This is a genomic window from Pseudomonas sp. SMN5 (assembly GCF_052041925.1).
In the GTDB taxonomy this organism is placed as follows: domain Bacteria; phylum Pseudomonadota; class Gammaproteobacteria; order Pseudomonadales; family Pseudomonadaceae; genus Aquipseudomonas.
This window is the reverse complement of record NZ_JBKGGX010000004.1, coordinates 204,524-228,276: the sequence shown is the minus strand read 5'-3', so window position 1 is coordinate 228,276 and position 23,753 is coordinate 204,524. Positions and strand designations below refer to the sequence as shown.

The following is a 23,753-nucleotide window of genomic DNA, read 5'->3' as shown; positions in this document are numbered from 1 at the left end:
ACAGCGGTTATCCTCAACGCTCATTTGCAACGGAAGCGCCCGTGACTGGACCTCTGACTGAACTGCAAAACCTCTGGCTGACCGAGACGATCCGCCTGCGTGAAGAGCACGCCGGGCCGCTGGAAGACCAGGAGGCCAATCGCCTGGCCCGTGCGGCGGGCGGCGATTTATCCAACCGTATCCGCCAGCGCGCCCTGGGCCTGGCCGAGCGCGACGGCCTGACCCAGGCCTTGCGCCACTGGCTGCAAGGGGCGCGCCTGGCGCTGCTGGTATTGGCGCTGCTCGCCATTGTCAGCGGTGCCGGCCTGGGATTCGCCGCACTGGGTGACGGGCAGACACCGGTCAACGTGTTCTGGGCCTTGGGCAGTCTGCTGGGTTTGAACCTGGTCCTGCTCGTCGGCTGGACGCTGGGGCTGGTATTCGCCGGTGAGCAAGGCGCCACGCTGGGGCGCCTGTGGCTGTGGCTCAGCGAAAAACTCGCCCGGGATGCCAAGGCCGCCCAACTGGCACCGGCCTTGTTGCTATTGCTGCAACGGCACAAGCTCAATCGCTGGGCCCTCGGCACGCTGGTCAACGGCTTGTGGTTGCTGGCGATGCTCAGTGCGCTGGTCATCGTATTGGTGCTGATGGCGACCCGGCGCTATGGCTTTGTCTGGGAAACCACAATTCTTGGCGGTGAAACCTTTGTCGCCCTGACTCGAACTCTGGGCGCGCTGCCGGCGCTGCTGGGATTCAGCGTGCCGAGCATGGACATGATCCGCGCCAGCGGCGACGGCGCGCTCAATCTCGAAAGCGCGCGCCAGGCCTGGGCTGCCTGGCTGGTCGGGGTGCTGCTGGTCTACGGCGTGCTGCCGCGCCTGTGCCTGGCGCTGCTGTGTCTGTGGCGCTGGCGACGTGGCCGGGCGCTGCTGCGCCTGGACCTGAATCTGCCGGGCTACGCTCAATTGCGCGAGCGCCTGATGCCCAGCAGTGAGCGGCTGGGCGTCAATGACACCGCGCCTGCGCAGTTGCATCAGGTCGAACCGGCAATCGGTGCGCTACAGAGTGACGGCGCGCTGTTGGTCGCCATCGAGCTGGATGATCGCCCCTGGCCGCCAAAACTCCCGGACACGGTGAAGAACGCCGGCATCCTCGACAGCCGCGAGTCCCGCAACAAGCTCTTGGAACAATTGTCGCGCTTCCCTCCCGCGCGGCTGGCAATTGCCTGCGACCCTCGACGCTCGCCGGACCGAGGCAGCCTGGCGTTGATCGCCGAGCTTGCCCGCAGCGCCAGCGCCACCCGCGTCTGGCTGTTGCAGGCACCGCCCGGCGAAGCGCTGGACGCCGAGCGCCTGGGAGACTGGCACACCGCGCTGCAACAACTGCAACTGCCCTTCGCCGATTGCGCGCCGTTGAACTGGTTGGAGAGCGGCCATGACTGATCCGATCAAGCCGCTCAAGTTGGCCGTGGTCGGCCATACCAATGTCGGCAAGACTTCATTGCTGCGCACGCTGACCCGTGACGTCGGCTTTGGCGAAGTCTCCCACCGGCCCAGCACCACGCGGCATGTCGAAGGTGCGCGTTTGTCGGTGGACGGCGAAGCGCTGTTGGAACTGTACGACACGCCGGGCCTGGAAGACGCCATCGCCCTGCTCGATTACCTGGAGCGGCTGGAGCGTCCCGGCGAGCGCCTAGACGGTCCGGCGCGCCTGGCCCGCTTCCTCGATGGCAGCGAAGCCCGGCAGCGTTTCGAGCAGGAGGCCAAGGTACTGCGACAGTTGCTCGCCAGCGATGCCGGCTTGTACGTCATCGATGCCCGCGAGCCAGTGTTGGCCAAATATCGCGACGAACTGGAAGTGCTCGCCAGTTGTGGCAAGCCGCTGTTGCCAGTGTTGAATTTCGTCAGCAGCGCCAACCACCGCGAGCCGGCCTGGCGCGAAGCGTTGGCTCGGCTGGGGTTGCACGCCCTGGTGCGCTTCGACAGCGTGGCCCCGCCCGAGGACGGCGAGCGCCGCCTGTATGAAAGCCTCGCACTGTTGCTCGAAAGCGCCCGGGGACAACTGGAGCGGCTGATCGCCGATCAGCAGGCCCAACGCCTGGCGCGCCAGCAGAGCGCGGCGCGGCTGATCGCCGAATTGTTGATCGATTGCGCCGCCTGCCGCCGCAGCGTCGCCAGCGACCCGGAACTGGAACGCCAGGCCATCAGCGAGCTGCGCAACGCGGTGCGTCAGCGCGAGCAGCGGTGCGTCGAGGCCTTGCTCAAGCTTTTCGCTTTCCGCGCCCAGGACGCGGCGGCCAGCGATCTGCCGCTGCTCGACGGGCGTTGGGGCGATGACTTGTTCAACCCCGAGACCCTCAAGCAGTTGGGGGTGCGCGTCGGCGGCGGGATCGCGGCGGGCGCGGCGGCCGGTGCCGGCGTGGATCTGCTGGTGGGCGGCCTGACCCTAGGTGCCGCTGCGCTGGCCGGCGCCATCGCCGGCGGCGCCGTCCAGACTGCCCGCAGCTACGGCAACCGGTTGCTGGGCAAACTCAAGGGCCAGCGGGAGCTGACGGTGGACGACAACGTGCTGCGCCTGTTGGCCCTGCGCCAACGACAACTGTTGCAAGCCCTCAACCAGCGCGGCCATGCGGCACTGGACCGCATCCGCATCGCCACACCCGAGGGGGACAAGACCTGGCGCGAAGGCAAGCTGCCCGACGCCCTGACCAAGGCCCGCGCTCATCCCCAATGGTCCGCCCTCAACCCCGAGGCGCGATTGAGCCAGGCTGAGCGACAGGAGCAGATCGAGCAGTTGGCTGGGCAGTTATAGCCACCCAAAACTGTGGCGAGGGAGCTTGCTCCCGCTCGGCTGCACAGCAGCCGCAAAACCACTGCGCGGTGTATCTGATGAAACGCGGCGAGTCGTCTGGGGCTGCTTCGCAGCCCGGCGGGAGCAAGCTCCCTCGTCACAAAAGGCGGTTCGACTAGGTTATTCCTTGATCAAAACCTTCAGCGCCGCCGCGGCTTGCGGCAGTTGCAACTCGTTGAACACTTGCACGCCATGGCGCTTGAGCAGCGCAGCGGTGACGCCTTCGCCACTGACTTTCACGCCGGCAAACGTTCCGTCGTAGGTCAGCAGGTTGCCGCACGACGGGCTGTTGGCCTTGAGCACGGCGATCCGGATGCCATGTTCGCGGACCAGTGCCAACGCCTGGTGGGCACCCGACAGGAACTGTGCGCTCACGTCCTCGCCGTCTGTGGTGATCACCGCCACCTGGCCGTCGAGCACCTGAGCGCCTTGTCCGCCGGCAATCTCCGCCGCCGCCCTTGGCGTGGGCAGGCCGCCGGCGACTTCGGGGCACAGCGGCACGACCCGGCACTCGTCGAGCCACTGCTGAAGTTGATCGAACGGCCCGCTGGCGCCGCCGTCATAGCGCACACGGTGACCGAGCAGGCAGCGGCTGACCAGGATCTTTTCCATGTTCAGAACAACTCGTTGCCGCGGCGCCGGAACCAGCCGGTCAAGGACAGGCGATCGCGATTGGCCGGAAGGACTTCATGGGGGATATCGCCCGACAGGAACACCACCAGGCAACCACCCGTGGGCAGCACGTCATGTTCAGCGTCCTGCAGGTACATGCGCAACTGGCCGCCCTGGTCCGGCAACCAATCGTCATTGAGGTAGAGCACCGCCGACACCATGCGCCGGTCGTCGTCGCGAAAGCGGTCGACATGCCTGAGATAGAACGCACCGGGTGGATAAAGGGCAAAGTGACTCTCGAAGTCTTCCAGGCCCAGGAACAGCGCCCGGTTCATCGCCTCGCGCAGACTGTCCATCAGATCCAGGTAGCTATCACAGGCCTGCGCCTGGCCGGGCTCGATCCACTGGATGCGATCACCACGAATGCCTTCACGGATTTCCGAGAACGGTCCGCGTCCGACTGCCGCCGGCGCCAGTTCGCCTTCGGCGGCGCGCTGGCGACACTCGGCCGCCAGGGCGCGGGTCAGGGCGTCCGGCAAGAAAAAGTCCTGCTGCGACCAGCCACGCTCGGCCAGGTCGTCCACGATACGTAACAGCAGCGGATGATCAGAAGATATTTGCATGGCGCGCATAGTATGCCTGTGCCGGTAAAACCGACAGCGCCGCGCAGCGGTTCCGGTGCTCCGGATCGCAGTGGCGTACGAACTTGATACGAATTCTCGACAAGACCCCACACCCCACGGAGAATAGTCGGCTGCTGACAGGAGTCCCTATGCGTCGTTTGCTTTTCTCACTGTTGATGTTCTGCGTTTTGCCCGCCTGGGCAGACAGCTACGACCAGTTGTATCAGGTCGCCGGCTGGCCGGAACAGCGCGCGCATTTCAACGATGCCTTGAGCGCCGCACAACAGCGCTATCAGAACAGCCTGCCGCCGGCGGTGTTCCAGGCGCTGGTGACCAACAGCAATCAACGCTTCGCGCCCCAGGCCATGGACCAGCGCGCCGAGACGCAGATGCGCAAGAACCTCCGCGACCCGACCCCGGCCCTGAACTTTTTCCAATCGCCCCTGGGCCGCAAAGTGGTGGCGGCCGAGCTGCTGGCGACCCGGCGCGATCAGTTGGCGAAGAACGCCAGGGGCCTGCCGAAGATGCAGGCCAGCGATAACCGCCTGTTGATCATCGGCCACCTGGCCCAGGCCCTGCCGGCCCGCGAAGCCGGCGCCGAGGTCAGCCTGGCGATTGCCGGCGTGGCGGCCGACAGCCTGAGTTCGATGATCCCCGGCCTGCTGGGTGGCGGCCAGGCCCAAGGCATGCTGAATGGTCAGCGCCAGCGGCTGATGGAGCAGATCGGCGCCGACCTGAACAACACCCTGCTGTACGTCTACCGTGACCTGAGCGATACCGAGCTGGAAGAGTTCGCCACCTTTGCCGAATCGGCCGAGGGCCAGGCCTACTATCAAGCGGCCCTGGCGGCGATTCGGGCGGGGTTGGCGGTGGGGCAGAACCTGGGGCAGTAGATAGAACTGCAGCGCCTGGAATTACGCCATCGCGAGCAGGCTCGCTCCCACATTGGATCGTGGCCGGTCGCAATATTCGATTTCACCCAATCCCCTTGTGGGAGCGAGCTCGCGATAGCCGTGTCCAGGTCAACCCCGGAACCGACTCATCCGCTTGCTCAAGAACCCGAACATCTCCTGACGCAACGCCAGCGCTTCGTTCGCCAGGTGATGCCGGCCCTCGGGCAGCATCAAGACCTGTGGCCGGTCGAACTTGCTGCGCAGCACTTGCAGGTTGTGCGTCCAGTCCACCGTCATGTCCGCCTGCCCTTGCACGATCAACGGCTGGCGCGAGCTGCTGGGCGCGGCTTCGATACGCTTGATCCATTGCGCCAGCGCGCCCACCCAGGCAGTGGGCAGGCGCAGCGGTTGCAACGGATCGGCTTGCAGGAACGGCAGGAAACCGGGGTCGGTGGAGTTTTCACTGAACCGCCGGGCGATGCCGTTCACGAAAGGCTTGAGCAGGTAGTAGCTCAAGCGCGACCAACCCCATGCCCGCGGTCGCACCAGAGGCGACAGCAGGATGACCTGGCCCTGGGCCGGGCTCTGCGCGCCGTGATTGAGTACATGATCGACCACAATCGCCCCGCCAGTGCTTTGCCCACACAGATGCCAGGGCTGCGGCAACTCCAGCGCCGCAGCCTCGGCCAGCAATCCCTGCAACGTAGCCTGGTACTCGGCAAAATCACCGATGCTCGCCCGCTCGCCGCTGGACAAGCCGTGGCCTGGCAAGTCGCAGGCAATCACCACGAATTTCTGCTCCAGACCCCATTCGATCAGGTGTCGGTAAAGCCCCATGTGATCGTAATAGCCGTGGAACACGAACAGGGTCGCCACGGCCTTCTGTGGCCACCAGACCTGAGCGACCAACTCGTAGCCCTCGATCCCGAAGCATCCAAGGCCTGTGCGCCACTGACGCCCGGGAAAATCCAAGCCATAAAAACGCTGGTAAGCCTGCGCCTGCTCCGATAACGGTTGCCAGCGCACCAAGGGTTGCAGGCTGGCACGCAGGTGATCGGGGTCGAAAGTGGCAGGCATCGGGATTTCCAGGCAAAAGCGCATCGCGCAAAACGGACTTTGTCAGCGAGCGATATTCATCTGTCGCGCCAGCCATGGCAAGCTACCCGCCCCCAGAGGATCGATCCCATGCGCCCGTCCCACCGCACGACCCTGCTTGCCAGTCTGCTCGCCCTCGGGTGCGCTGCCGTGTTGTGGGTGGCTTATGACTGGTTTCAGGGGCGATTCCTGCGCGCCTTCAGCCAACACACGGCGGTGTTCTCCGGCGACCCCTTGCGCCTGCCCGAAGCACTGGCCGGCCCGGGCGCGATCCGCCTGGTGCATTTCTGGGACCCGGCGTGCCCGTGCAACGTCGGCAATCAACAGCATCTTTCCGAACTGGTGGATAAATACGTACCGCAAGGCGTCGAGTTCTACGCGGTACAAAAGACCGGCAGCCAGGGCCGACTGCCCGACACCCTGAACCGTCTCAAACCCCTTGCTGCACTCCCCGGTTCAGAGCAGATTCCCGCCAGCCCGGCCGTGGCGATCTGGGACCGCAGCGGCCAACTGGCGTACTTCGGCCCTTACAGCGAAGGCCTGACCTGCAACTCGAACAACAGCTTTATCGAGCCGATCCTGGAAGCGCTTAGTGTCGGGCGCAAAGTTAACGCCGCTAACACACTGGCGGTCGGCTGTTATTGCCCCTGGTCAACTCCAAAATGATTAAGTCGGACTACGAAACGTATTTCAAAACACTCTTGCGTAGAACTAAACAAATCGAACATTTGTTTGATAGTAGAGCGTTTGCTCCAAACAGGCGCTTGCGCTGAACCGTTTGTCGGATCCAATTTTCAAAAAGCTCTCCCGGATCCCCCATTTTTTGGCCAAACCCCATGCCAGACGGGTCGCGAACGGGTGCCCAGGCTTTTCGACCGTTGAGCTGAAACGATTAACATCTGCCCCGGGTGCATGAACTTTTTTTTAATCGGTTCTCTAAACCTCCGTAGCAAACAGAACGTTGGTCTCAAGTCGGTCATGCCGCGGCGCGGGTAAGTTCCACGCGCCTTTGATCTTTAAATTTGTCGACCTCCTAACAACAAGAATGGAATCGTCAGTGATGCAAAAGATGCTTTGCGCTGCACTTTCCACTACCCATAAAGAGGATGTTCTCAACCTTGAGGCGTTCGCCCAAAGTGTCGCACCGCTCATGGTCGACGTGCTGTTGCGCGGCGAAACCGGCACCGGAAAAGACACGCTGGCGGAGAAAATCCACCGCATGTCCGGTCGTTCCGGCAAGTTCGTCGCCATCAACTGCGCGGCCATTCCCGAGAGCCTGGCAGAGAGTCAGCTCTTCGGTGCCAACACCGGTGCTTTTACCGGCGTGAGTCAAAGCCGCGCCGGGTTCGTCGAGGCCGCGCATAACGGCACGCTGTACTTGGACGAGGTCGATAGCATGCCCCTGGCGCTGCAAGCCAAGCTGCTGCGTGTCCTGGAGTCCAGGACCGTGCAGCGGCTGGGTTCGACCCAGAACATTCCGGTGAACATGCGGGTGATCGCCTCCGCCCAGTGCCCTTTGGGAGAGATGGTCGAACGGGGCGAATTTCGCCGGGACCTGTACTTCCGGCTGAACATCGTCAGCCTCAAGCTGCCGCCCCTGCGCAGCCGCAAGGAGCGCATCGTACCGCTGTTCCAGTCGCTCGTACGCCGGGAAGCCAAGGCCCTGGACCGGCCTTACATCGCGCCGTCGCCGGAGCTGCTGTGCCAGCTGATCGGCTACGCCTGGCCCGGGAACATCCGCGAACTGCAATCCGCCGCCAAGCGCTACGTGCTGGGCCTACCGGCGCTGCCCCGCACCGAACAGTCGGAGCGCTGCAACACCACGCTCAATCTGAAGGAGCAATTGCAGCAGTTCGAAAAAGTGCTCATCGAAGACTGCATGCGTCGCCACCATCGGCACATCGACAAGGTCATCGCCGAGCTGGGCATCGCCCGGCGCACGCTCTACTACCGGATGAAATGCCTGGAAATATCGATGAGTTGAGTGCCCGGCGTGGAACCGTTTCCGCCTGCGCCGCCACCTAACCCTCGAGACACTCACAACCGTCTCGCCATTCCACAATCCGGAGATACGACTATGAGTTTTGGTGGAGCTTCCCTTGCGGCCTCCATGGCGGCCATGCAGCAGATGGACGCTACCTCGGCCGCGATGACGACCATGAAATCCGAATTCGATCAGAAGAAACTGATCGCCGACACCATGAACGCCATCTCGGCAGAGTCCATGGACAGCGCCACCAAGGCCATTACGGCCATGGGGGAGGCGTCCAAAAACATACGATTCTGACAACCCGCTTCAAGCCCCGCCGCGGCGGGGTCTTTTCAAGCGCGATGAGATCAGGCCCATGCATATCGATCGGCTGAACAGCCTCCGTCCCCCCCTAGCCCTCGCCCATGACGACCTCACTCAGCGCCGCGTCCCGGTTTCCCAAGGCCTGGCAGACGCGGTGATCGAGCACCTGACGCAGCACGCGGGCAGTGGCCGGTTGAAGGAGTCGATCGTTCGATGGAGCGGCGAGCACGACTCGACAGGCGGGCGAGCTCCCTTCGGCTGGCAGCCTGCGCAGCAGGGGCAGGCGGCGGAAACGGAAAACCCGCTGAATCTGGTGCTGGCCGACATCCTGGAAGAGATCAACGGCGGTACCGGCCAGAACCTGGAGGTCGATATCGACGACGCATACTCCGACGAAGACCTGTTTGGTGACCTGGCGCAGATGTTCGCCCATCGCCGCCCGCCTATCGGCGACAACGACGTCGGCAGCCAGAGTGATTTCGGCAGCGCGAACAACCCGTTCTGCGGTGCCCTGTTCGGCGGCTGGGAAACAGAAGGTCCGCTCGATCGGCATGGCGCGAGCCTGCGGCTGTTGCTCAGGCTCATCGCGGTCCTGGGCCGGCGCAAGCTGCTGTCGCTGCTGGATATCGACGACAGCGCGGGCCAGGCGCGCTATGAGCCGGACGATCAGGACCTGATGTTCGAGATCGCCAGCTTCATGGACCAACACCCGCTGCGCTACCCGCCACCCGTCTCCCACGACGGCCAGGGGTGGACCTGGACCGAGCGCGTTGCCCTCGGTACACCGCTGGAAGCCCGGGAGACCCGGTTGTTCCAGCTGGCCCTGGAACAACTGGACCTGGCGCTGGCTCGCCTTGCAGGCCAGTACCCGGTCGCGCGCAGGCGGGCAAGGCGCGGCCGCGAGGAAATCGAGTTTCACCTGAGCGTCACCGGCAGTGCCCGCAACGTCCTGCGGCTGATGTGCGCCTGAAGCCATCCGCCCTTTTTGATTCTTTCTCACAGAATGGAGAAGCCCATGGAACTACAAGCCATCGATGCCAGCCAACTGGCCTCTTCCACGGCCAAGACGGGCGCCAAGCCCCAGGCCAGCGCCGAGACCAGCGACGTCAGCTGGTTCAACGCCCAGATGCGCGAGAAGCCGCCGGCGCCGGACACTGAAAACAACGTCGCGGCACGCATCATCGATTCGCTGTCGAGCCGCTCCGGCGAACTGCAGCGCCTGGACGAGCGGGCCAACCGCGACATGCTCAAGGCCATTCGCACTGCCGATCCGCAGGACATGTTGCAGTCGAACCGGTCCTTATCGTCGTTCCACCTGGAAAGCCTGATGACCGCGAAACTGGTCAGCAAAGGCTCCCAGGCGATCGAGAAGCTTACTAACCTTCAGTAAAGGAAATGCCGGCCATGTTCATGCGCGCATGCTCAACGCTGTTACTTTGCCTGCTGCTCACGGCCTGCGAGGAGCGGTCGGCGCTGCACAGCCGTCTGTCCGAGCAGGATGCCAACGAAGTGATCGCGGAGCTGGCGGACAAGAACATCGAGGCGAGCAAGCAAGTCGACAAGGACGGCATGACCGTCCTGGTCGAGCCCGCCGACATGAACAGCGCCGTCCACGTACTCGAAGCCGCCGGCCTGCCCCGGCGCTCACGTTCCAGCCTGGGGGATATCTTTCGCAAGGAAGGGGTCATTTCCACACCGCTGGAAGAACGCGCTCGCTACATCTACGCGTTGTCCCAGGAACTGGAATCGACCCTGTCTCAGATAGACGGCGTGGTGCTTGCTCGGGTCCATGTGGTGCTGCCGGAACGGGTCGCGCCCGGCGAACCGGTGCAACCGGCATCGGCCTCGGTGTTCATCAAGCACACCGGGGCGCTGGATCCCGACAGCATCACGCCACGGGTGCGTAACCTGATCGCCAGCGGGATCCCCGGCATGGCCGACGCGGCCCACAATGCGAGCAAGTTGTCAGTGGTCTTCGTGCCCACCGTGCCGTACCAGGAGCGGCGTAAAATGGCGCACTTCGGACCGTTCGTCATGCAAGCCGAAGAGGTCGCCTACTGGCGAACGGTCACTGTGGTGGCGGGCATCCTTTTGCTGAGCATCCTGCTGGGCGCCGGCTATGGTCTCTATCGGTTGTGGCGCAAGGGCGCCCTGACGCTGCCGCGCTTTCTCCAACAGAAGCTCGCCCGGCCGGACGCCCCCGCCGCGCCACCGGGCAACGCAGCGGCGACGTTGTTCGCGGTCAAGACGCCGGGCGCCGGCGCCCCTGACAAAGGGTCCGCCGCATGAACCCCGCGCTGGAGTGGGTTCACTGGTGGCACCACGCCTGGCGCCAGGCGGCCCCCGGATGGCAGCCGCCGGGTCTTGAGCGGCTGGACGCGCCACGCCTCGACACCCTCGCCCGCGGACACCACGCCGCGCTGGCCAGGCGCTTCGGCATGACGCCCGGCACGCCACCCAGGCCGAGCCCGGCGGTGCAGACCCTGCTTTGCGCGCCGACCGCGCTGGCCCTGGCCTGTGAACTGGTGGCGGCCACCTGTTCACCGTTGACGGCAGCCCCGACACTGTCGGCGCAGGACCGCGCCTGGTGCGAACGCACGGCCAAGGCACTGCGCCCCGGCCACTGGCTCGAACCGGAGCAGGATCCGCTCGCGCTGCTGCGGGCCTGGCTCGGCGAGCCGACCTGGCAGCGGGCGCGCCTGGCGTTCCCACGGGCAAGAATCATGGCCGTCGAGCGCAGCACCACACCCCGACCGCCTGCGGCCAGGCTCGACACGCTCTGGCAGTCCGCCTGCTGGAAAGCCGGGCAAAGCCTGGCGCTCCCCACCTCTACCGCCAACGACACGGAGATGCACGATGCTCGCCCGGCGCTCGCTTGAACTACGTCCCGAAGGCCAGGGCTTGTTACAGCCTTATATCGCTCGCGAAACCCTGGCCGACTGCGCCCGTGCGCAACGTGTCATCGAACGCGCCAGGGAGCAGGCCGCGCAATTGCTCGAACAAACCAATGAAGTGGCCGAGGCGAAGGTACTGCAAGCCCAGGCTCGATTCTGGGACAAGGCCGACGCTCTGCTCAGCACATGGGAGGCGCAACGCCAGGCAATGTGGGAACAGATCGAAAGCAGCGCTGCACGGCTGGTCAACGAAGCCTTGCGCACGCTTCTGGACGAGGTGCCCGAACCTGCGCGCATCGATGCGCTCGTGCGCCAGTTGGCCTCGGGGCAGCGCGATCCGAGCGATGCCACCCTGTACTGTCATCCCGAGGACCTGGCGAGCCTGACCCGCAGCCTCGGCAATACCGGCCCACAACCCTGGACACCGGTGGCCGATGCCGGCATGAAGCGTCACCAGGTGAAACTGCAAACCCCTGGCGGTACATTCCAGCTCGACTGGCCCGGCGCCGTGCAAGCGCTGCGAGTGCCAGAGCCCCAACCATAAAGAAACACAACCATAAAACCAGCCCCCACCTGTGGGAGCAAAGCTTGCTCGCGATCGCGGCAGACCTGCCGACATCGCATCCGGCGGTCACGGCCTGATCGCGAGCAAGCCTTGCTCCCACAATCTTTCTGTTCTCCTCGCGGAACCGCCACGGGTGTAACCACCACTCACCGGGTGAACACGCCCAAGCCCGGAGGAACCGTTTATGTCTTCTATCGATGCCCTGCAGCGCCGCCTCGACACCTACTTCCAGCGCGCCACCGACAACGTCAACAACGCGGCAATGAATGCTGCACAGAGCCAGTCCCTGGACGACATGCACACCTTCCTCACCAGCATGAACGGCATGTCGGTCGCGGTAACGGCGGCCACCCAGCAGACCACGGCCCACCACAACCTCGCCAAGGCGATCATCGATGCAATGCCATGAGCTGCGCGCACAGCTCATCCGCTGGAGCGCCGGTGCCGACGAACCCGCGCCTTTCACCCTGGTCATCGACGACGGCGACGTCACCTTCGACAAACTCGAAGGTGCGCTGCTGCTGTCGGTCGAGCTACCCGCCTGCGTGTCCAACGAGGCGGCCCTGGAAGAAGTGCTCCGGCTGGCCCACCCGAGTCTTTCGCGCTTCCCCGGAGCCCTGGCGCGCTCTGGCGACGATGCCCGGTTATGGCTGATGGCGCAGTTGGCTCCGGACGGACACGTCGACGACTTGATCGAATTACTCGAAGCGCTGCTCAACCAGCGCGACACCTGGCAATCGATTCTGCAAAAAGCCCCACGTGGTGCGGCAGCGCCCGTGGCGCGACGGCCCTCGCACACTCATTTCCTCGGCACAGGACTCCGACATGCCTAACCAGTGGTTTATGCCGTACCGCTTGATGACCGAAGGCAACGCTCGTCTTCGCCAGTTGATCGCGCAGCGCTGGGCGACGCCCTCGCTGATCGCCCTGATGCTGGCCGGCTCGCTTGGCCTGGCAGCACCAACCCAGGCGGCCGTGCCCACCGATTGGAAAAACACCCCTTATGCCTATGACGCCCAGGCCACGCCGCTGACCAAGGTACTCGATGACTTCGCCAATACCTTCGGCGTGCAACTGGTGATCGACGGCACCGTCAAGGGCACGGTGGAAGGCCGGATGCGTGCGGAAAGCCCCCAGGCGTTCCTCGACAGGCTCGGGTTGGAGAATCGCTTCCAGTGGTTCGTGTACGGCAGCAGCCTGTATGTCAGCCCGTTGCAGAACCAGCGCTCCAAGCGCCTGGAAGTGTCCGCCGATGCCGTACCGGACATGAAACAGGCGCTGACCGATATCGGCCTGCTGGACCCGCGCTTTGGCTGGGGCGAATTGCCCGACGAAGGCGTGGTGCTGATCACCGGCCCAGAACGCTACGTGCGTCTGGTGACGCAATTCGCCAAGGCGCGCAAGACTCCCGAGGAGAAACAGGAAGTCATCAGCTTCCCGCTGCGCTACGCCACCGCAGCCGACCGCAACATCAAATACCGCGGCGACACCTTGGTCATCCCCGGCGTCGCCAGCATCCTGCGCGGTCTGCTGGAGAACCGTGGCTCGACTTCCGGCGCGGCACCCACGGCCCTGCCCCAAGCGTCGTTCCAGAACATGCAGGGCAATCAATCGATGGCCATGGGCAATATCGAACAACTGGCCTTCAACGGCATGGGACGCCCGAACACTACCCGCGTGCAGCCCGGCGATAGCGGCGGTGGAAGCCGCGGCAAGATCCGCGTCGAGGCCGATGTGCGCAACAACGCGGTGCTCATCTACGACGCCCCCAAGCGACGGGAAATCTACACCCCACTGATCCGCGACGTGGACGTGCCGCGCAAGCTGGTGGAAATCGACGCGATCATCCTGGACATCGACCGGACCCAACTGGCCGAGCTGGCCTCCAACTGGAACGTCGAGAGCGGCGACCTGATCGGTGGCGCCTCGATGCTGCGTCCCGGTGCCAGCTCGACGGTATTCATCCAGGACTACGGCGACTTTTCCGCGCAGTTGCGCGCCCTGGAAGGCCGCGGCCTGGCCTCGGTGGTCGCCAACCCCTCGGTCCTGACCCTGGAGAACCAGCCGGCAGTCATCGACTTCAGCCGCACCGAATACCTCTCCGCCATCGGCGAGCGCGTGGCCAACATCGAACCCATCACCGCCGGCACCAGCCTGCAAGTGGTGCCGCATGCCATCGAGACCGGCGGGCACAAGCAGATCCAGATGGCCCTGGACATCGAAGACGGCCGTATCGAACCTTCGGAAGTGGGCCAGCAGACGCCCAGCGTGCGCCGCGGGGTGGTCAGCACCCAGGCGGTGATGGGCGAAAGCCGCTCACTGGTGGTGGGCGGGTTCCACACCGAGGAAACCGGCGACAACCTGGAGCGGGTGCCTTGGCTGGGGCGCATCCCACTGGTGGGGCCGCTGCTGTTTTCGTCGACGACCCGCCAGACCAGTCGCCGGGAGCGGGTGTTCATCCTGACGCCACGCCTGATCGGCGACCAGGTCGACCCGGCCCGCTACATCTCGACCCTCGACCGCGAACAGGTCGACAGCGCCATGGCGCGCGTGGAAGAGCGGCGCAACGGCAAGCGCCCGGTCGGACGCCTGGAGGTCAGCGACGTGCTCGCCCGCCTGGCCGACGGCAACATTCCGGCTTCGTTCAAACAGGCCGATTCGATTCCCTATTCCCCCGAGACGCTTTGCGCCTTGCAGCCCGGACTGACACTGGATGCCTCGCGCGCGCAGTGGTTCGCCGGCCCCGACTACGGCATCGCCGTGGGCGTGGTGCGCAACGACGGCCAGCGGCGGCTGCGCTTCGATGAAGCGAGCTGCGGCAGCCGCTGGACGCTGGCGGCCTCTGCCTGGCCGAAAGTGTGGCTGGAACCCGGCGAGGAAACCGAAGTGTTCGTGGTCATGAACCAGCCCGCTCGCGTGCCGGGTGGCGAACGCCCCTCCCTATTGCAAACCACCGCGAGGATGACCCCATGAGTCGCACACCGCTGCTGCTCGCCGTACTCCTGAGCCTGCCGGTATTCGCCGGCTGCGCAAGCCGCTCGGGCTGCCAGGCCGGTTCCTGCGAACGGGCCGAGCCCGACCACGCGCGAATCGTCGTCTGGTGGTCGCCCGGCATGCGTGGCGGCCTCGGCTCCCCCGAACACCCTCTCGACCACAGCGTCGTCCCTCTGGAGGACTGAATCGGCATGTCTTTCTCGGTGCAAAGCGCAAACACTCGCCAAGCTTTCCAAAAGAACATCATCGCCGGCATTGCGACGTATTGGGAAATCGCCCCCGGCATCGAGTTCGGCTTGAGACGCGAGCCTCACAGCGTGGGTCTCGCGCTACAAGTACAAAGCCAGGTGCTACGCGCCAACCAGATCCAGCAGGCGCTCGAACGGCGCTTCGCCAATCCGTTGGAATACGCTCAACTGTTCGTGTTCCTCGACCCACAGCGAGCGCTCGTGGTGTGGCAGGCGCTGCCGGATTCCTCCATCACATCTGAATTGCTCGACGAGATCCAGTCCCGACAGCTGTCGCTGCTGGGCCTGGAAGACCTCGATGATCGTCCAGCCACCTACTGAGGTTCATCATGACCGCCGCACCGCTCGCCCAACGTTTGATCTCGGCCCTCGCCGATCATCTGCACGCGGACCTGCAACTGGAGCAAGGCGTATGTGCGCTCTACGACAAGAGCCACCGCGAAGCGGTGGTCATCGAGTTGCCCGAGCACAGCGACATGGCCATTCTCCACTGTGCGATCGAGGTGACGGCCCACGCCCCGGGCCTGCACAAGCGCCTGCTGGAACTCAACTTTCGCCTGGACCTGCTCGGCGGCAGTTGGCTGGCCCTGGACGACAAAGCCTGTGTTCGCCTGTGTGCCCACAGCGCGTTGTCGGCGCTGGACGAAACCCGGTTCTGTCACTGGGTGGTGGGCTTCGTCGCTCAGGTCAACGAGGTACGCCCGCGCATCCTCGACCTGGCCAAGCCTGGCGAACCCCGCCCGACGTCGCTGGCCATGGGCCGCACCCGGCTGGGCTGATCCGTCCCATCGAGCCCCACCAGGCAGGCCTGGCGGGGCCGTGGGCCATGCCAGGTTTCAACGCAGTTTCATCGCTTCACCACCCTCCTGCATGACCTTCCTGGCGCTGTCCAGGAAGCCCTTGGTGACCTCTGTCACCGTGTCGCTCATCAGCTTGGTCATGTCCGCCGCGCTCTTGACCTGCAGCAGCGCCGCCTGGCGCTCCTCCATGCCCATCTGAAGTTCGAACTGACGCTCCATCAACTGGCGCTGACGGGTCTCCATATCCCGCAGCATCGTTTGCTCGGAAGTGGGTGGCGTCGGTGGCGGCGTCGCTTCATTCGTTTCGGGAGATGGCCGTGGTTGTGGAGGCTGGGACCTGGAACGGGGCGCGCGGGTTTCCTCCCGCGTGCGCGTTCGACCGCGCTGGTGTAGCGCCGGAGGCGTTGAGGACGAGCGCCCTCGCGCCTGCAGGCTCTGGCTGGTGCGGCGTTGCTGGGCCTCATGGGGCTGCTGGCTCAATGAGGACGAGTTGGACAGCAGATTGCTGTCGACCCCGCGCAAGGCGCCTGTGCGCCCGACAAGGCTTGGGTCATGGGGCATGGGAAATTCTCCAGTGGGTTGCTCATGGAGGGTGGCGAGCCATAGCGGCAAGCCGGCAGCGCCAGAACGAATCCGGCTCATCCCCTGAGTGGCAACGACCCGTGCATCGGTTCCCTTGCGTGGCGTCAGCGCCGGTTCAACTCCGGAATCTCGATCACTTCGGCCTTGGCCTCATCGTCCAGCTCCCGCAGCACCCGGTAAATGTGCGCCACCGCCTGGAGCGTCTCGCGGGGGATGAAACCGCCGACGTCCTCGCGGTAGATCGTCCGTGCCAGCCAGATGCACTGGATGACCGGGATCCGCGCCGCCTTGGCCCGCTCGATCAGCGCACGGGCCTCGGCATCGACGCCTTTGACGATGAGCTGCGGCAGCGCCGTTTCCTCGGGCCGGTAGCGCAGCGCGACGGCAAAGTGAGTGGGGTTGACCACCAGCATGTCGGCGTCTTCCACCGGCTTGGCTTCCTTCTCGGCGGAAGGCCCGGCCAACTGCCGGGCCAGGTTGCGGCGATGCATCTTGACGTGCGGATCGCCCTCCATCTCTTTGAACTCCTTGCGCACCTCTTCCTCACTCATGCGCAGGCGCTTGGCGAAAAAGTACTTCTGTAGGCCGAAGTCGATGATTGCCAGCACCAGCAGCACCCCCAGACATGTGTGCATGATGTGCCGGAACAGGCTGGCCAACCCGCGCCAGTAGGTTTGCAGATCGCTATTGACCAGACTGACCAACGCCCCGAGCGCAGGCATCGTGACCAGATACAGCACGGCCGCGATGAACACCGCCTTGACCAGCCCCATGAACAGGTTGATCAGCGCCTGTCCGGAAAACATCTGCTGGGCCTGATTCATCGGGTTCAGACGATTCGGGTCAGGCGTCAGGGCCTCGGGGGAGAACAGAAAACCGAACTGTATCCAGCCGGCCACCAGCCGCGTGGCAATCGCCAGCCCTACGGTCATCAGGGTGAAACTGAGGAGCACGCTGCCGGCATGGGCCAGGGTTTCCTCGAAGGCCCGCGTGAAGTCGACATCCAGCCGATGCAGCGGGAAGGCCACCAGGTCTTGCAGCGCCTGCATGCTGTCGTCGGCCAGCGTCAGCGCCACTTCGGTGATCGCCGCCAGCACCAGCAGGCTGCTGAGGTCCTGGCTCTGGCCTACCTGGCCTCTTTTGCGCGCGTCGCGAATCTTCTTCGGCGTCGCGCTCTTGGTTTTTTCGCCACTGTCTTCGCTCATCGGGCCCCTCCTTCAGGGCGCCTGCAACAGCAGGTCGAGCAGGTGCCGGATCTCCCCATAACGGATGAGACGACCGGTCATCGCGTCCCACAACGTAGGCAGGTAGAACAGCAAGAAGCCCAGGCCGATCAGGCTCTTGGCCGGCATGGCGAGGACAAATACCTGCAATTGCGGGCTGTACAGGCTGAGCAGTGCCAGGCTGAATTCCACCAGCAACAGCAGGCCAATGAACGGCGCGGCGTAGAGCAGCATGTGCATGAACATCTCGGCGAGCAGGCCGAGGAACACGCCGAAGCCATCCGCGCCGGGCAATGGGAACCAGGTCGTGGGCGACCAGACCAGGTAGCTGTCCCAGATCACCTGGGTCAGGGTGCCGATGCCCAGGGTAGCGACCAGCAGCAGGATGATCATCTCCTTGAACAGGTGGCCCAGCGGTGTGGTATCGGTGCCCAGGGCCGGGTTCAACTGGCCGCCGATGAGCGCACCGCGCTGGTTGTCCAGCAGGGCCCCCACCGACTCGTACAGCCAGAACGGCATCGCCAGCAACACCCCGAGCAAGAGGCCCAGGATCAGTTCCTTGACCATCAAGCCGCCCAGCGAAAGCCAGTTCACCTGGGCGTCGATCAGCGCCTGGCGAATGCCGGGCGCCGGCAACATGGCCAGGGCGAAGACGATGGCATGGCGTGGCAGGCCGCGCAGGTGCTGGAAGCAGAACACCGGCACCAGGTAGGCGACCGGGTAGATACGCGCCATGCCGAGCGCCACCGACAACAGCAGGTCGAAATAGGGCAGGAACGCCGAGGCCGCCATCAGGTGTTGGCCATCATTTCAAAGGCCCGGCGCAGCAATCCCATCAGTTCCCCGCCCACCCAGCGCCCGGTCACTAGCAGGGTCAGCCCCACCGCCACCAGCTTGATGCCGAACGGCAACGTCTGGTCCTGGATCTGCATCAGGGCCTGCACCAGCGAAGTCAGCACCCCCACCAACACCGCCACGATCAAGGGCGGCGCGGACAGCAGGACCACCAGCAACATGCCTTCCTTGAACAGCGTCATCGCGTCCATCACAGGTCCTCACAGGTAGGAATAGAAGAGGCTGTCCAGTAGCTGCGTCCAGCCCTGGGCAAGCACGAAGACCAGCAACTTGAGCGGCAGCGAAATGGTCATGGGCGCCACCATCTGCATGCCGAGCGCCAGCAGCAGGTTGGACACGATCAGGTCGATGACGATGAACGGGATGTAGATCAAAAAGCCCATCTGGAAGCCGGCTTCCAGCTCCGACAGCATAAACGCCGGGATCAATAGCATCAGGTCGTCGCGACTGGCCTGCTCGGCGCGTTCCTTGGGCCACATGCGCTGGGTGTTCTCGAGCAGGTGGGTGAGGATGTCCGGGTTGGTGTTGCGCGCCATGAACGTTTGCAGCGGCTTGATCGCATTCAGCGCCGAGCCCTGCAACGCCTCGGTGTTGCTGAAGTCCAGCGGCCGCTCTTTCAGCGCTTCGGCGACGTTGTGGCCCACCGGCGCCATGATGAACAGCGTCGCGGCCAGCGCGATGGCATACAGCGCCATGTTCGGCGGCACTTGCTGCACGCCGATGGCGTTACGGGTAATGGTCAGCACAATGGCGATCTTGAGGAACGCGCTGCAGATGATCAGCAGCAGCGGAACCAGGGATATCCCGCCGATGAACAGCGCCAGCAGAAAGGGGTCGACCCCCTGGAAGCTCATCCAGCCACATCCACGCGGACGATCTGCAAGCCCAGCCGGCCATCGACCTCCACCAGCTCGCCATGGGCCACGGGCCGCTCGCCATAGAATAAGGCCCCCGCCCCCGCCGCGACGCCCTGCACTTGCAGCACGGCACCGGGGGCCAGATTGCGCAGCTCACCCAGGGTCAGATGCAGGTGACCGCAACGGACCGTGAGCGCCAGCGGCAGGTCGTCGAAACGTTCAAGATGATCGACGGCCGCCTGTGGCGCAGCCGGTGCGTCCTCGGCGTCGGCTTCGGTAGCGGCCTGATTCAAAGAGGCCGGGTCGAACGCCTCGGGGTCCTGGTCGTCGGCGGCGTAGCGAGCGGTGTCGTCCCATTCGGGCGTCAGGATGTCGGTGTCGGCGGTGCTGCTCATATCGGTCTCCTCAAGCGCGAGTACGGTCAGGTGCAACGGTGCGGCGTGGCTGTGCACCTGCACATGTAGGCAATGCCGACCCAGGCGAACCAGGCCTTGGCCGGATGAATCGAACAGGTGTGTCTCGGGTATCACCACGTCACCGGGGCGCAGGGCGGCGAGCTGTCCGGTGGCCAGGGCCAGGTGTCCGACCAGCAGCGGTACACGAAAGCCGAAGTGCTCGGTCCAGGGCGCGGCCCGCCGCTGCCAGGGTGCGGCGTCGAGCAGGCCCAGCAGGGTCTGGCCGGGGATTTCCAGGTGGCTGACCACGCTTGCCGATCCCAAGCGCACGTCGAGTCGACAGGCAATGCCGCTGACCTCGGTCGCGACCTGCGGTTTGAGAAAGCCGAAGGCTTGGCGCAGAGGTTCGCTCAAAACCTGGTGGAACAATGACCAGAACCACTCGTCATCCGGTCCCGGCTCGGCGGGCAACGCCACCGGGCATTCACCGAACAGGCTCAGCGCCGGGCCGGGCTCGCCCAGAACAAAGGCCCCGTGGGCACACTCGAACGCAGCGGGCGCCGTGCCCGTGGGACCGTTGCCCAGTCTCAGCGTCAGCAACCCCGCCTCGCCTGCCACGTCGAACGGCAACTCGACGCCAGCCCCCAGCCGTTGGCGGGCGACGGCTTCTTCAGCGCTGACCGATGGCAGCGGCAGTGCAAATGCACCCATGTCAGTCGTCCTCCTCTACGCGTGCCACGTGCACGCTGACCGGTTGTCCCAGGCTTTGCGTCAAGGCGTCCTCAAGTTGGCCGCTTCGGCTCGACAGGCGTGCCTGTACTTCATCGCTTTCGCCACTCAGGCCGATGTCCCAACCGGGACTACTGTCCAGTCGCCGTGCCAGCACCTTGATTCGCCCCAGGTGCGGCAGGTGCAGCAACAGGTCCAATTGCCGGTCCTGAGTGGCACACAAGCGTGGCGTGAGCTGATCGACAAACGCCTCCACATCGCTGCCCTCCAGGCCCACCAGGCCCGACAGCGATCCAGCTCCGGCGGTGTCCTGCTGTAAGCCGCCCTCCGGCGCATCGACCCACTGGCGGAACCAGTAGCCGTCGCTGCGACCGACCATGGCCTCCGGATCGCGATCAGTGGCGGGCGTGCAATCGCGCAGCACCGAGCGTGTCGTCCGGCTCGCCTGGGCCGGTGGTGGTTCGTACCCACGCAGCGGGTGGCGAACCAACGGGCTCGGCGGCTCGTGCCGAGGTAACGGTTCATGGCGTACGGGACGTTCATTCATCGCAAGACTCCTGCGCCAGGCGCTCCATCAACGCCTTGAGCTTTTCCAGGTCGCGGCGACGTCCGCGCAGGCGCTGCTGTGCCGCTTCCGTGTCCTGTGCCTGGCGGGCCTGGGCCGCGTCCAGCGCCTGCAAGCCCTGGGCTTGCTCGGCCAGCTCGCCCATCAGACGGCGTTCCTGGGTACTCCAGGCATTCAGCTCGACCACGCTCAGCGCTCGCCCCCGGTGTTCGTCGCACAGGGCCGCGCGTTGCACTGCCTGGCGCTCGCTGGCCGCCTGCAATTGCGCCCGTGCGGCTGCCGCCTCGGCTTCGCGTTCACGCAGCAAGTCACGGGCCTGGCGCCACGCCCGCTCGGCCTGCGCTTCACGGTGACGACGCACCGGCGCCAGGGCATCCAGATCAGCCTGGGACATAGGCGGTCAACTGTTGCAGGTGGGCGAGGGTCGACGGCATTGGCTCCGGCTCGCGCAGGTCCTGGCGCAGGAACCCGTCCAGCGCCCCGCGTGACTCCACGGCCAGGTCGGTCAGCGGATCAGCGCCGGCCTGGTACTCGCCCAGGCGCAGCATCAGTTCGATCTGGTCGTAGGCCGACAACAACCGACGCAGGTTGACGCCCGCCCGCAGGTGTTCCGCCTCGGCCACATTGGCCAGGGTCCGCGACAGGCTCGCCAGCACGTCGATGGCCGGGTAGTGCCCGCGCTCGGCCAGCTTGCGCGACAGGACGATGTGGCCGTCGAGCAACGAGCGCACTTCGTCGGCCACCGGATCGTTCATTGAGTCCTGCTCGATCAGCACGGTGTACAACGCGGTGATGGCGCCATCGTGGGTCAGCCCGGCGCGTTCGACCAGGCGCGGCAGCAGGCTGTAGACCGACGGCGGCAGGCCGCCGCGCCCCAACGGCTCACCGGCGGCCAGGCCGATTTCACGCTGGGCCCGGGCAAAGCGGGTCAGCGAATCGATCAGCAACAGGACGCGCTGGCCGTCGGCCCGAAAGCCTTCGGCCAGTGCCGTCGCGGTGAAGGCTGCGCGGGCGCGCTCCATGCTGGAGCGGTCGGACGTGGCGCACACCAGCACCGCACGGGCCCGGAGTTCGTCGTCGAGTTCGTGGTCGAGGAACTCGCGCAGTTCGCGTCCACGCTCGCCAATCAGGCCGAACACGATCACGTCGCAATCGACGTTGCGGGCGATCTCCGCCAGCAGCGTGGTCTTGCCGCAACCGGCACCGGCGAACAACCCCACGCGCTGGCCTTCGCCGAGGGTCAGGGGCCCGTCGATGGCCCGTACGCCGGTGGTCAGGGCATGCTGGATGCGGGGCCGGGCGGTGGGTGGCGGGGCTTCGCCAATCACCACCGAAGCGTTCGCCACGGACGCATCGGCAAACGCACCGACGCCGCCGTCCACCAGCGGCCGACCGAACCCGTCCAGCACCTGGCCGAGCAACTGTGGCCCCACGTGCACCCGATGCGGCATGCCCAACGGTTCCACGGTGGCACCGACGCGCACGCCTTCCAGGCCACCCAACGCACTGAGTAAGGCATCGTGCTGGTCGAAGCCGACGATCTCGGCGAGCAATGGCTCGCGCCCATCGCGCTCGACGCGGCAGAGATCGCCGATCTGCGCCCCAGGCAGCCGGCATTGCAACAGGATGCCATTGACCCGTTGCACCCGTCCGCGCACCGCGACCGGCGCGAACCGCTGCAGACGCGCTCGCTGGGTGCTTTCCCAGGCTTGCAGGCGTGCAGCCGCCGCATGGGTCATCACCAGGTGACCTCGTAGCGCTGATCACCCTCGAAGGTCACTTTGTCGTTGCCGATAGCAGTCAGGCGCAAGCCATCGATCTGATCGCCGAGAAACAACCGACGGCCGTCGGACGTAACGACATGGCCGCGCTTGCCACCGACGATCTGGGCAATCTGGAACGGCAACTGCGTCAAACGTTCCTGCACGTTGGCGGTGACCGGGACCGGGGTTTCGTAGCGTTCGTTGAAACGTTCGACCAGGCGCTCGACCACCGCCAGGCGCTGGCGCGGCAGCTCGCCCACCAGCGCCAGGCGATCGTCTCGGGACTCGACTTGCACCTGCGCCGCCAGGTCACGCTCCTGCAGCATGCGATCCAGCTCCAGGCGCACCGCCGCGACATTATCCAGCGTCACCTTGCTGCGCTTGAGCGCCTGGGCCGGGCCGGGCGCCACGGGCTGCGCCGGCTGGCTGGTAAAGGCCCAGGCACTGGACGCCACGGTGATCACGGCGGCAGCAATGGCCAGGCGCCTGGGCCACGACGGTCGGGCCGCCGATTTCGGATTGTCCGGGCCGCCTGTCGCAGACGCAGGGTTTTGCAGCGTCGCCTCCTGCGGCCACGGCTGGTCGGCCGGTGCGAGGCACAGCCAGATACCGGCGACGACAAAAGGCGCGTTGATCGCCAACGGCTCCGTTGGCGCCCAGGGTTGGCCCTGTGCATCGCATACCGCGCCATCCAGCAGCTCCAGTCGCCACTGTTCTTCGATCCGGCCCAGGCGTACGTGCCGGGCGCAGATGCCTGGATCGTAGAGCGCCAGGTCAGCATCCTCCGCCGCCCCGACGACCCACTCATCGCCCACCAATGGCAAGGCCGCACCCCGGTGCAGACCACTCAATACCCGCAACTCGAACATGGCCAACTCCTCAAGGGGCGACATCGTTCGCCCTCACCTGTCGTGGGCGGGACACCCGCAGGCTCCCAC

At 65.3% G+C, this 23,753-nt stretch carries 30 protein-coding genes; 17 read left to right on the top strand and 13 right to left on the bottom strand.

The annotated features are described in order from the left end of the window. Positions 1-53 precede the first annotated feature (53 nt). Together ACLEJR_RS06025 and ACLEJR_RS06020 are read left to right on the top strand one after the other, a co-directional pair. The gene (locus ACLEJR_RS06025; RefSeq protein ID WP_440812812.1) at positions 54-1,421 is read left to right on the top strand and encodes a DUF2868 domain-containing protein; all 1,368 of its coding nucleotides are present in this window, start codon (positions 54-56) and stop codon (positions 1,419-1,421) included. Then, positions 1,414-2,790, top strand: a complete 1,377-nt coding sequence (locus ACLEJR_RS06020; protein ID WP_440812730.1) for a GTPase/DUF3482 domain-containing protein — start codon at positions 1,414-1,416, stop codon at positions 2,788-2,790. The genes ACLEJR_RS06025 and ACLEJR_RS06020 overlap by 8 nt, the downstream gene beginning before the upstream one ends. A gap of 159 nt (positions 2,791-2,949) precedes the next feature. Here the strand turns inward: ACLEJR_RS06020 and ACLEJR_RS06015 are convergent, their stop codons facing one another. Next, positions 2,950-3,441, bottom strand: a complete 492-nt coding sequence (locus ACLEJR_RS06015) for a DUF523 domain-containing protein (protein ID WP_440812728.1) — start codon at positions 3,439-3,441, stop codon at positions 2,950-2,952. A gap of 2 nt (positions 3,442-3,443) precedes the next feature. Continuing rightward, complete coding sequence (locus ACLEJR_RS06010; protein ID WP_440795860.1) at positions 3,444-4,073, bottom strand: 2OG-Fe(II) oxygenase; 630 nt, start codon at positions 4,071-4,073, stop codon at positions 3,444-3,446. A gap of 140 nt (positions 4,074-4,213) precedes the next feature. Between ACLEJR_RS06010 and ACLEJR_RS06005 the strand changes: the two genes are divergently transcribed. Then, the gene (locus ACLEJR_RS06005) at positions 4,214-4,957 is read left to right on the top strand and encodes a hypothetical protein (RefSeq protein ID WP_440812725.1); all 744 of its coding nucleotides are present in this window, start codon (positions 4,214-4,216) and stop codon (positions 4,955-4,957) included. A 129-nt stretch (positions 4,958-5,086) separates the two neighbouring features. On the opposite strand, the gene ACLEJR_RS06000 is transcribed toward ACLEJR_RS06005, so the two are convergent. Then, positions 5,087-6,034 carry an alpha/beta hydrolase gene (locus ACLEJR_RS06000; RefSeq protein WP_440812723.1) on the bottom strand — a complete coding sequence of 316 codons (948 nt, stop codon included), beginning with the start codon at positions 6,032-6,034 and terminating at the stop codon, positions 5,087-5,089. A gap of 108 nt (positions 6,035-6,142) precedes the next feature. Between ACLEJR_RS06000 and ACLEJR_RS05995 the strand changes: the two genes are divergently transcribed. The 14 genes from ACLEJR_RS05995 (at position 6,143) to ACLEJR_RS05930 (ending at position 15,825) form a co-directional block, all read left to right on the top strand. Next, entirely contained in the window at positions 6,143-6,718 is a 576-nt protein-coding gene (locus ACLEJR_RS05995; RefSeq protein WP_440812721.1) for a DUF6436 domain-containing protein, read from the top strand. 394 nt (positions 6,719-7,112) lie between these two features. Further along, positions 7,113-8,036, top strand: a complete 924-nt coding sequence (locus ACLEJR_RS05990; protein ID WP_440812719.1) for a sigma 54-interacting transcriptional regulator — start codon at positions 7,113-7,115, stop codon at positions 8,034-8,036. Beyond that, on the top strand, positions 8,037-8,339 hold the full coding sequence (locus ACLEJR_RS05985; RefSeq protein ID WP_440812716.1) for a hypothetical protein: 303 nt from the start codon (positions 8,037-8,039) through the stop codon (positions 8,337-8,339). It begins immediately after the preceding gene. Positions 8,340-8,397: 58 nt separating this feature from the next. Then, positions 8,398-9,315 (top strand): type III secretion protein, encoded by a 918-nt coding sequence (locus ACLEJR_RS05980; RefSeq protein ID WP_440795872.1) that lies wholly within the window; start codon positions 8,398-8,400, stop codon positions 9,313-9,315. Positions 9,316-9,360: 45 nt separating this feature from the next. Then, the gene (gene sctI / locus ACLEJR_RS05975; RefSeq protein ID WP_440795874.1) at positions 9,361-9,735 is read left to right on the top strand and encodes a type III secretion system inner rod subunit SctI; all 375 of its coding nucleotides are present in this window, start codon (positions 9,361-9,363) and stop codon (positions 9,733-9,735) included. Between the two features lie 14 nt (positions 9,736-9,749). Continuing rightward, a complete protein-coding gene (sctJ, locus tag ACLEJR_RS05970) occupies positions 9,750-10,634 on the top strand; it encodes a type III secretion system inner membrane ring lipoprotein SctJ (RefSeq protein ID WP_440812714.1) in 885 nt (294 codons plus the stop codon). 149 nt (positions 10,635-10,783) lie between these two features. Beyond that, on the top strand, positions 10,784-11,224 hold the full coding sequence (locus ACLEJR_RS05965; protein ID WP_440812712.1) for a hypothetical protein: 441 nt from the start codon (positions 10,784-10,786) through the stop codon (positions 11,222-11,224). Beyond that, on the top strand, positions 11,202-11,783 hold the full coding sequence (sctL, locus tag ACLEJR_RS05960; RefSeq protein WP_440812709.1) for a type III secretion system stator protein SctL: 582 nt from the start codon (positions 11,202-11,204) through the stop codon (positions 11,781-11,783). The genes ACLEJR_RS05965 and sctL overlap by 23 nt, the downstream gene beginning before the upstream one ends. Positions 11,784-11,988: 205 nt before the next feature. Further along, a complete protein-coding gene (locus ACLEJR_RS05955) occupies positions 11,989-12,213 on the top strand; it encodes a type III secretion protein (protein WP_042731296.1) in 225 nt (74 codons plus the stop codon). Beyond that, positions 12,200-12,637, top strand: coding sequence for a type III secretion system chaperone (locus ACLEJR_RS05950; RefSeq protein ID WP_440795882.1), 438 nt, complete (start codon positions 12,200-12,202; stop codon positions 12,635-12,637). Before ACLEJR_RS05955 ends, ACLEJR_RS05950 begins: the two co-directional genes overlap by 14 nt. Then, positions 12,630-14,777, top strand: coding sequence for a type III secretion system outer membrane ring subunit SctC (gene sctC, locus ACLEJR_RS05945; protein ID WP_440812707.1), 2,148 nt, complete (start codon positions 12,630-12,632; stop codon positions 14,775-14,777). The genes ACLEJR_RS05950 and sctC overlap by 8 nt, the downstream gene beginning before the upstream one ends. Next, complete coding sequence (gene hrpT / locus ACLEJR_RS05940) at positions 14,774-14,983, top strand: HrpT family type III secretion system protein (RefSeq protein WP_440795886.1); 210 nt, start codon at positions 14,774-14,776, stop codon at positions 14,981-14,983. The genes sctC and hrpT overlap by 4 nt, the downstream gene beginning before the upstream one ends. 6 nt (positions 14,984-14,989) lie before the next feature. Continuing rightward, a complete protein-coding gene (locus ACLEJR_RS05935) occupies positions 14,990-15,367 on the top strand; it encodes a transcriptional regulator (protein WP_440812705.1) in 378 nt (125 codons plus the stop codon). An 8-nt stretch (positions 15,368-15,375) separates the two neighbouring features. Beyond that, the gene (locus tag ACLEJR_RS05930; protein ID WP_440795890.1) at positions 15,376-15,825 is read left to right on the top strand and encodes a type III secretion system chaperone; all 450 of its coding nucleotides are present in this window, start codon (positions 15,376-15,378) and stop codon (positions 15,823-15,825) included. A 57-nt stretch (positions 15,826-15,882) separates the two neighbouring features. On the opposite strand, the gene ACLEJR_RS05925 is transcribed toward ACLEJR_RS05930, so the two are convergent. From ACLEJR_RS05925 to ACLEJR_RS05880, 10 genes are all read right to left on the bottom strand, one after another. Further along, positions 15,883-16,101, bottom strand: coding sequence for a hypothetical protein (locus ACLEJR_RS05925; protein ID WP_440812702.1), 219 nt, complete (start codon positions 16,099-16,101; stop codon positions 15,883-15,885). Between the two features lie 431 nt (positions 16,102-16,532). Beyond that, positions 16,533-17,633, bottom strand: a complete 1,101-nt coding sequence (sctU, locus tag ACLEJR_RS05920; protein WP_440812699.1) for a type III secretion system export apparatus subunit SctU — start codon at positions 17,631-17,633, stop codon at positions 16,533-16,535. A gap of 12 nt (positions 17,634-17,645) precedes the next feature. Beyond that, positions 17,646-18,443, bottom strand: coding sequence for a type III secretion system export apparatus subunit SctT (sctT, locus tag ACLEJR_RS05915; RefSeq protein ID WP_440795895.1), 798 nt, complete (start codon positions 18,441-18,443; stop codon positions 17,646-17,648). After that, entirely contained in the window at positions 18,443-18,697 is a 255-nt protein-coding gene (sctS, locus tag ACLEJR_RS05910) for a type III secretion system export apparatus subunit SctS (RefSeq protein ID WP_042731017.1), read from the bottom strand. Before sctS ends, sctT begins: the two co-directional genes overlap by 1 nt. Before the next feature lie 9 nt (positions 18,698-18,706). Continuing rightward, the gene (sctR, locus tag ACLEJR_RS05905; RefSeq protein ID WP_440795898.1) at positions 18,707-19,360 is read right to left on the bottom strand and encodes a type III secretion system export apparatus subunit SctR; all 654 of its coding nucleotides are present in this window, start codon (positions 19,358-19,360) and stop codon (positions 18,707-18,709) included. Continuing rightward, positions 19,357-20,469, bottom strand: coding sequence for a FliM/FliN family flagellar motor switch protein (locus ACLEJR_RS05900; RefSeq protein WP_440812697.1), 1,113 nt, complete (start codon positions 20,467-20,469; stop codon positions 19,357-19,359). Before ACLEJR_RS05900 ends, sctR begins: the two co-directional genes overlap by 4 nt. Before the next feature lies 1 nt (position 20,470). Continuing rightward, positions 20,471-21,034: a type III secretion protein gene (locus ACLEJR_RS05895; RefSeq protein WP_440812695.1), complete on the bottom strand. Its 564-nt coding sequence runs from the start codon at positions 21,032-21,034 to the stop codon at positions 20,471-20,473. Continuing rightward, positions 21,027-21,446, bottom strand: coding sequence for a hypothetical protein (locus ACLEJR_RS05890; protein ID WP_440795904.1), 420 nt, complete (start codon positions 21,444-21,446; stop codon positions 21,027-21,029). The genes ACLEJR_RS05895 and ACLEJR_RS05890 overlap by 8 nt, the downstream gene beginning before the upstream one ends. Beyond that, positions 21,433-22,791, bottom strand: coding sequence for a FliI/YscN family ATPase (locus ACLEJR_RS05885; protein ID WP_440812810.1), 1,359 nt, complete (start codon positions 22,789-22,791; stop codon positions 21,433-21,435). Before ACLEJR_RS05885 ends, ACLEJR_RS05890 begins: the two co-directional genes overlap by 14 nt. Next, a complete protein-coding gene (locus ACLEJR_RS05880; protein ID WP_440795905.1) occupies positions 22,791-23,684 on the bottom strand; it encodes an FHA domain-containing protein in 894 nt (297 codons plus the stop codon). Before ACLEJR_RS05880 ends, ACLEJR_RS05885 begins: the two co-directional genes overlap by 1 nt. Positions 23,685-23,753 lie beyond the last annotated feature (69 nt).

Coding starts and splice junctions, on each gene's coding strand:
- sctS (WP_042731017.1), bottom strand. CDS start 18,697: ATGGACGCGATGACGCTGTTCAAGGAAGGCATGTTGCTGGTGGTCCTG.
- ACLEJR_RS05895 (WP_440812695.1), bottom strand. CDS start 21,034: ATGAATGAACGTCCCGTACGCCATGAACCGTTACCTCGGCACGAGCCG.
- ACLEJR_RS05885 (WP_440812810.1), bottom strand. CDS start 22,791: ATGACCCATGCGGCGGCTGCACGCCTGCAAGCCTGGGAAAGCACCCAG.
- ACLEJR_RS05950 (WP_440795882.1), top strand. CDS start 12,200: ATGCAATGCCATGAGCTGCGCGCACAGCTCATCCGCTGGAGCGCCGGT.
- ACLEJR_RS05980 (WP_440795872.1), top strand. CDS start 8,398: ATGCATATCGATCGGCTGAACAGCCTCCGTCCCCCCCTAGCCCTCGCC.
- ACLEJR_RS05930 (WP_440795890.1), top strand. CDS start 15,376: ATGACCGCCGCACCGCTCGCCCAACGTTTGATCTCGGCCCTCGCCGAT.
- ACLEJR_RS05925 (WP_440812702.1), bottom strand. CDS start 16,101: ATGCTGCGGGATATGGAGACCCGTCAGCGCCAGTTGATGGAGCGTCAG.
- sctL (WP_440812709.1), top strand. CDS start 11,202: ATGCTCGCCCGGCGCTCGCTTGAACTACGTCCCGAAGGCCAGGGCTTG.
- ACLEJR_RS05900 (WP_440812697.1), bottom strand. CDS start 20,469: ATGGGTGCATTTGCACTGCCGCTGCCATCGGTCAGCGCTGAAGAAGCC.
- sctC (WP_440812707.1), top strand. CDS start 12,630: ATGCCTAACCAGTGGTTTATGCCGTACCGCTTGATGACCGAAGGCAAC.
- ACLEJR_RS05890 (WP_440795904.1), bottom strand. CDS start 21,446: ATGTCCCAGGCTGATCTGGATGCCCTGGCGCCGGTGCGTCGTCACCGT.
- ACLEJR_RS05995 (WP_440812721.1), top strand. CDS start 6,143: ATGCGCCCGTCCCACCGCACGACCCTGCTTGCCAGTCTGCTCGCCCTC.
- sctU (WP_440812699.1), bottom strand. CDS start 17,633: ATGAGCGAAGACAGTGGCGAAAAAACCAAGAGCGCGACGCCGAAGAAG.
- sctT (WP_440795895.1), bottom strand. CDS start 18,443: ATGGCGGCCTCGGCGTTCCTGCCCTATTTCGACCTGCTGTTGTCGGTG.
- ACLEJR_RS05955 (WP_042731296.1), top strand. CDS start 11,989: ATGTCTTCTATCGATGCCCTGCAGCGCCGCCTCGACACCTACTTCCAG.
- ACLEJR_RS06005 (WP_440812725.1), top strand. CDS start 4,214: ATGCGTCGTTTGCTTTTCTCACTGTTGATGTTCTGCGTTTTGCCCGCC.
- ACLEJR_RS06015 (WP_440812728.1), bottom strand. CDS start 3,441: ATGGAAAAGATCCTGGTCAGCCGCTGCCTGCTCGGTCACCGTGTGCGC.
- ACLEJR_RS05935 (WP_440812705.1), top strand. CDS start 14,990: ATGTCTTTCTCGGTGCAAAGCGCAAACACTCGCCAAGCTTTCCAAAAG.
- ACLEJR_RS06000 (WP_440812723.1), bottom strand. CDS start 6,034: ATGCCTGCCACTTTCGACCCCGATCACCTGCGTGCCAGCCTGCAACCC.
- sctJ (WP_440812714.1), top strand. CDS start 9,750: ATGTTCATGCGCGCATGCTCAACGCTGTTACTTTGCCTGCTGCTCACG.
- ACLEJR_RS05965 (WP_440812712.1), top strand. CDS start 10,784: ATGACGCCCGGCACGCCACCCAGGCCGAGCCCGGCGGTGCAGACCCTG.
- ACLEJR_RS06020 (WP_440812730.1), top strand. CDS start 1,414: ATGACTGATCCGATCAAGCCGCTCAAGTTGGCCGTGGTCGGCCATACC.
- sctI (WP_440795874.1), top strand. CDS start 9,361: ATGGAACTACAAGCCATCGATGCCAGCCAACTGGCCTCTTCCACGGCC.
- hrpT (WP_440795886.1), top strand. CDS start 14,774: ATGAGTCGCACACCGCTGCTGCTCGCCGTACTCCTGAGCCTGCCGGTA.
- ACLEJR_RS05990 (WP_440812719.1), top strand. CDS start 7,113: ATGCAAAAGATGCTTTGCGCTGCACTTTCCACTACCCATAAAGAGGAT.
- ACLEJR_RS06010 (WP_440795860.1), bottom strand. CDS start 4,073: ATGCGCGCCATGCAAATATCTTCTGATCATCCGCTGCTGTTACGTATC.
- sctR (WP_440795898.1), bottom strand. CDS start 19,360: ATGAGCTTCCAGGGGGTCGACCCCTTTCTGCTGGCGCTGTTCATCGGC.
- ACLEJR_RS05880 (WP_440795905.1), bottom strand. CDS start 23,684: ATGTTCGAGTTGCGGGTATTGAGTGGTCTGCACCGGGGTGCGGCCTTG.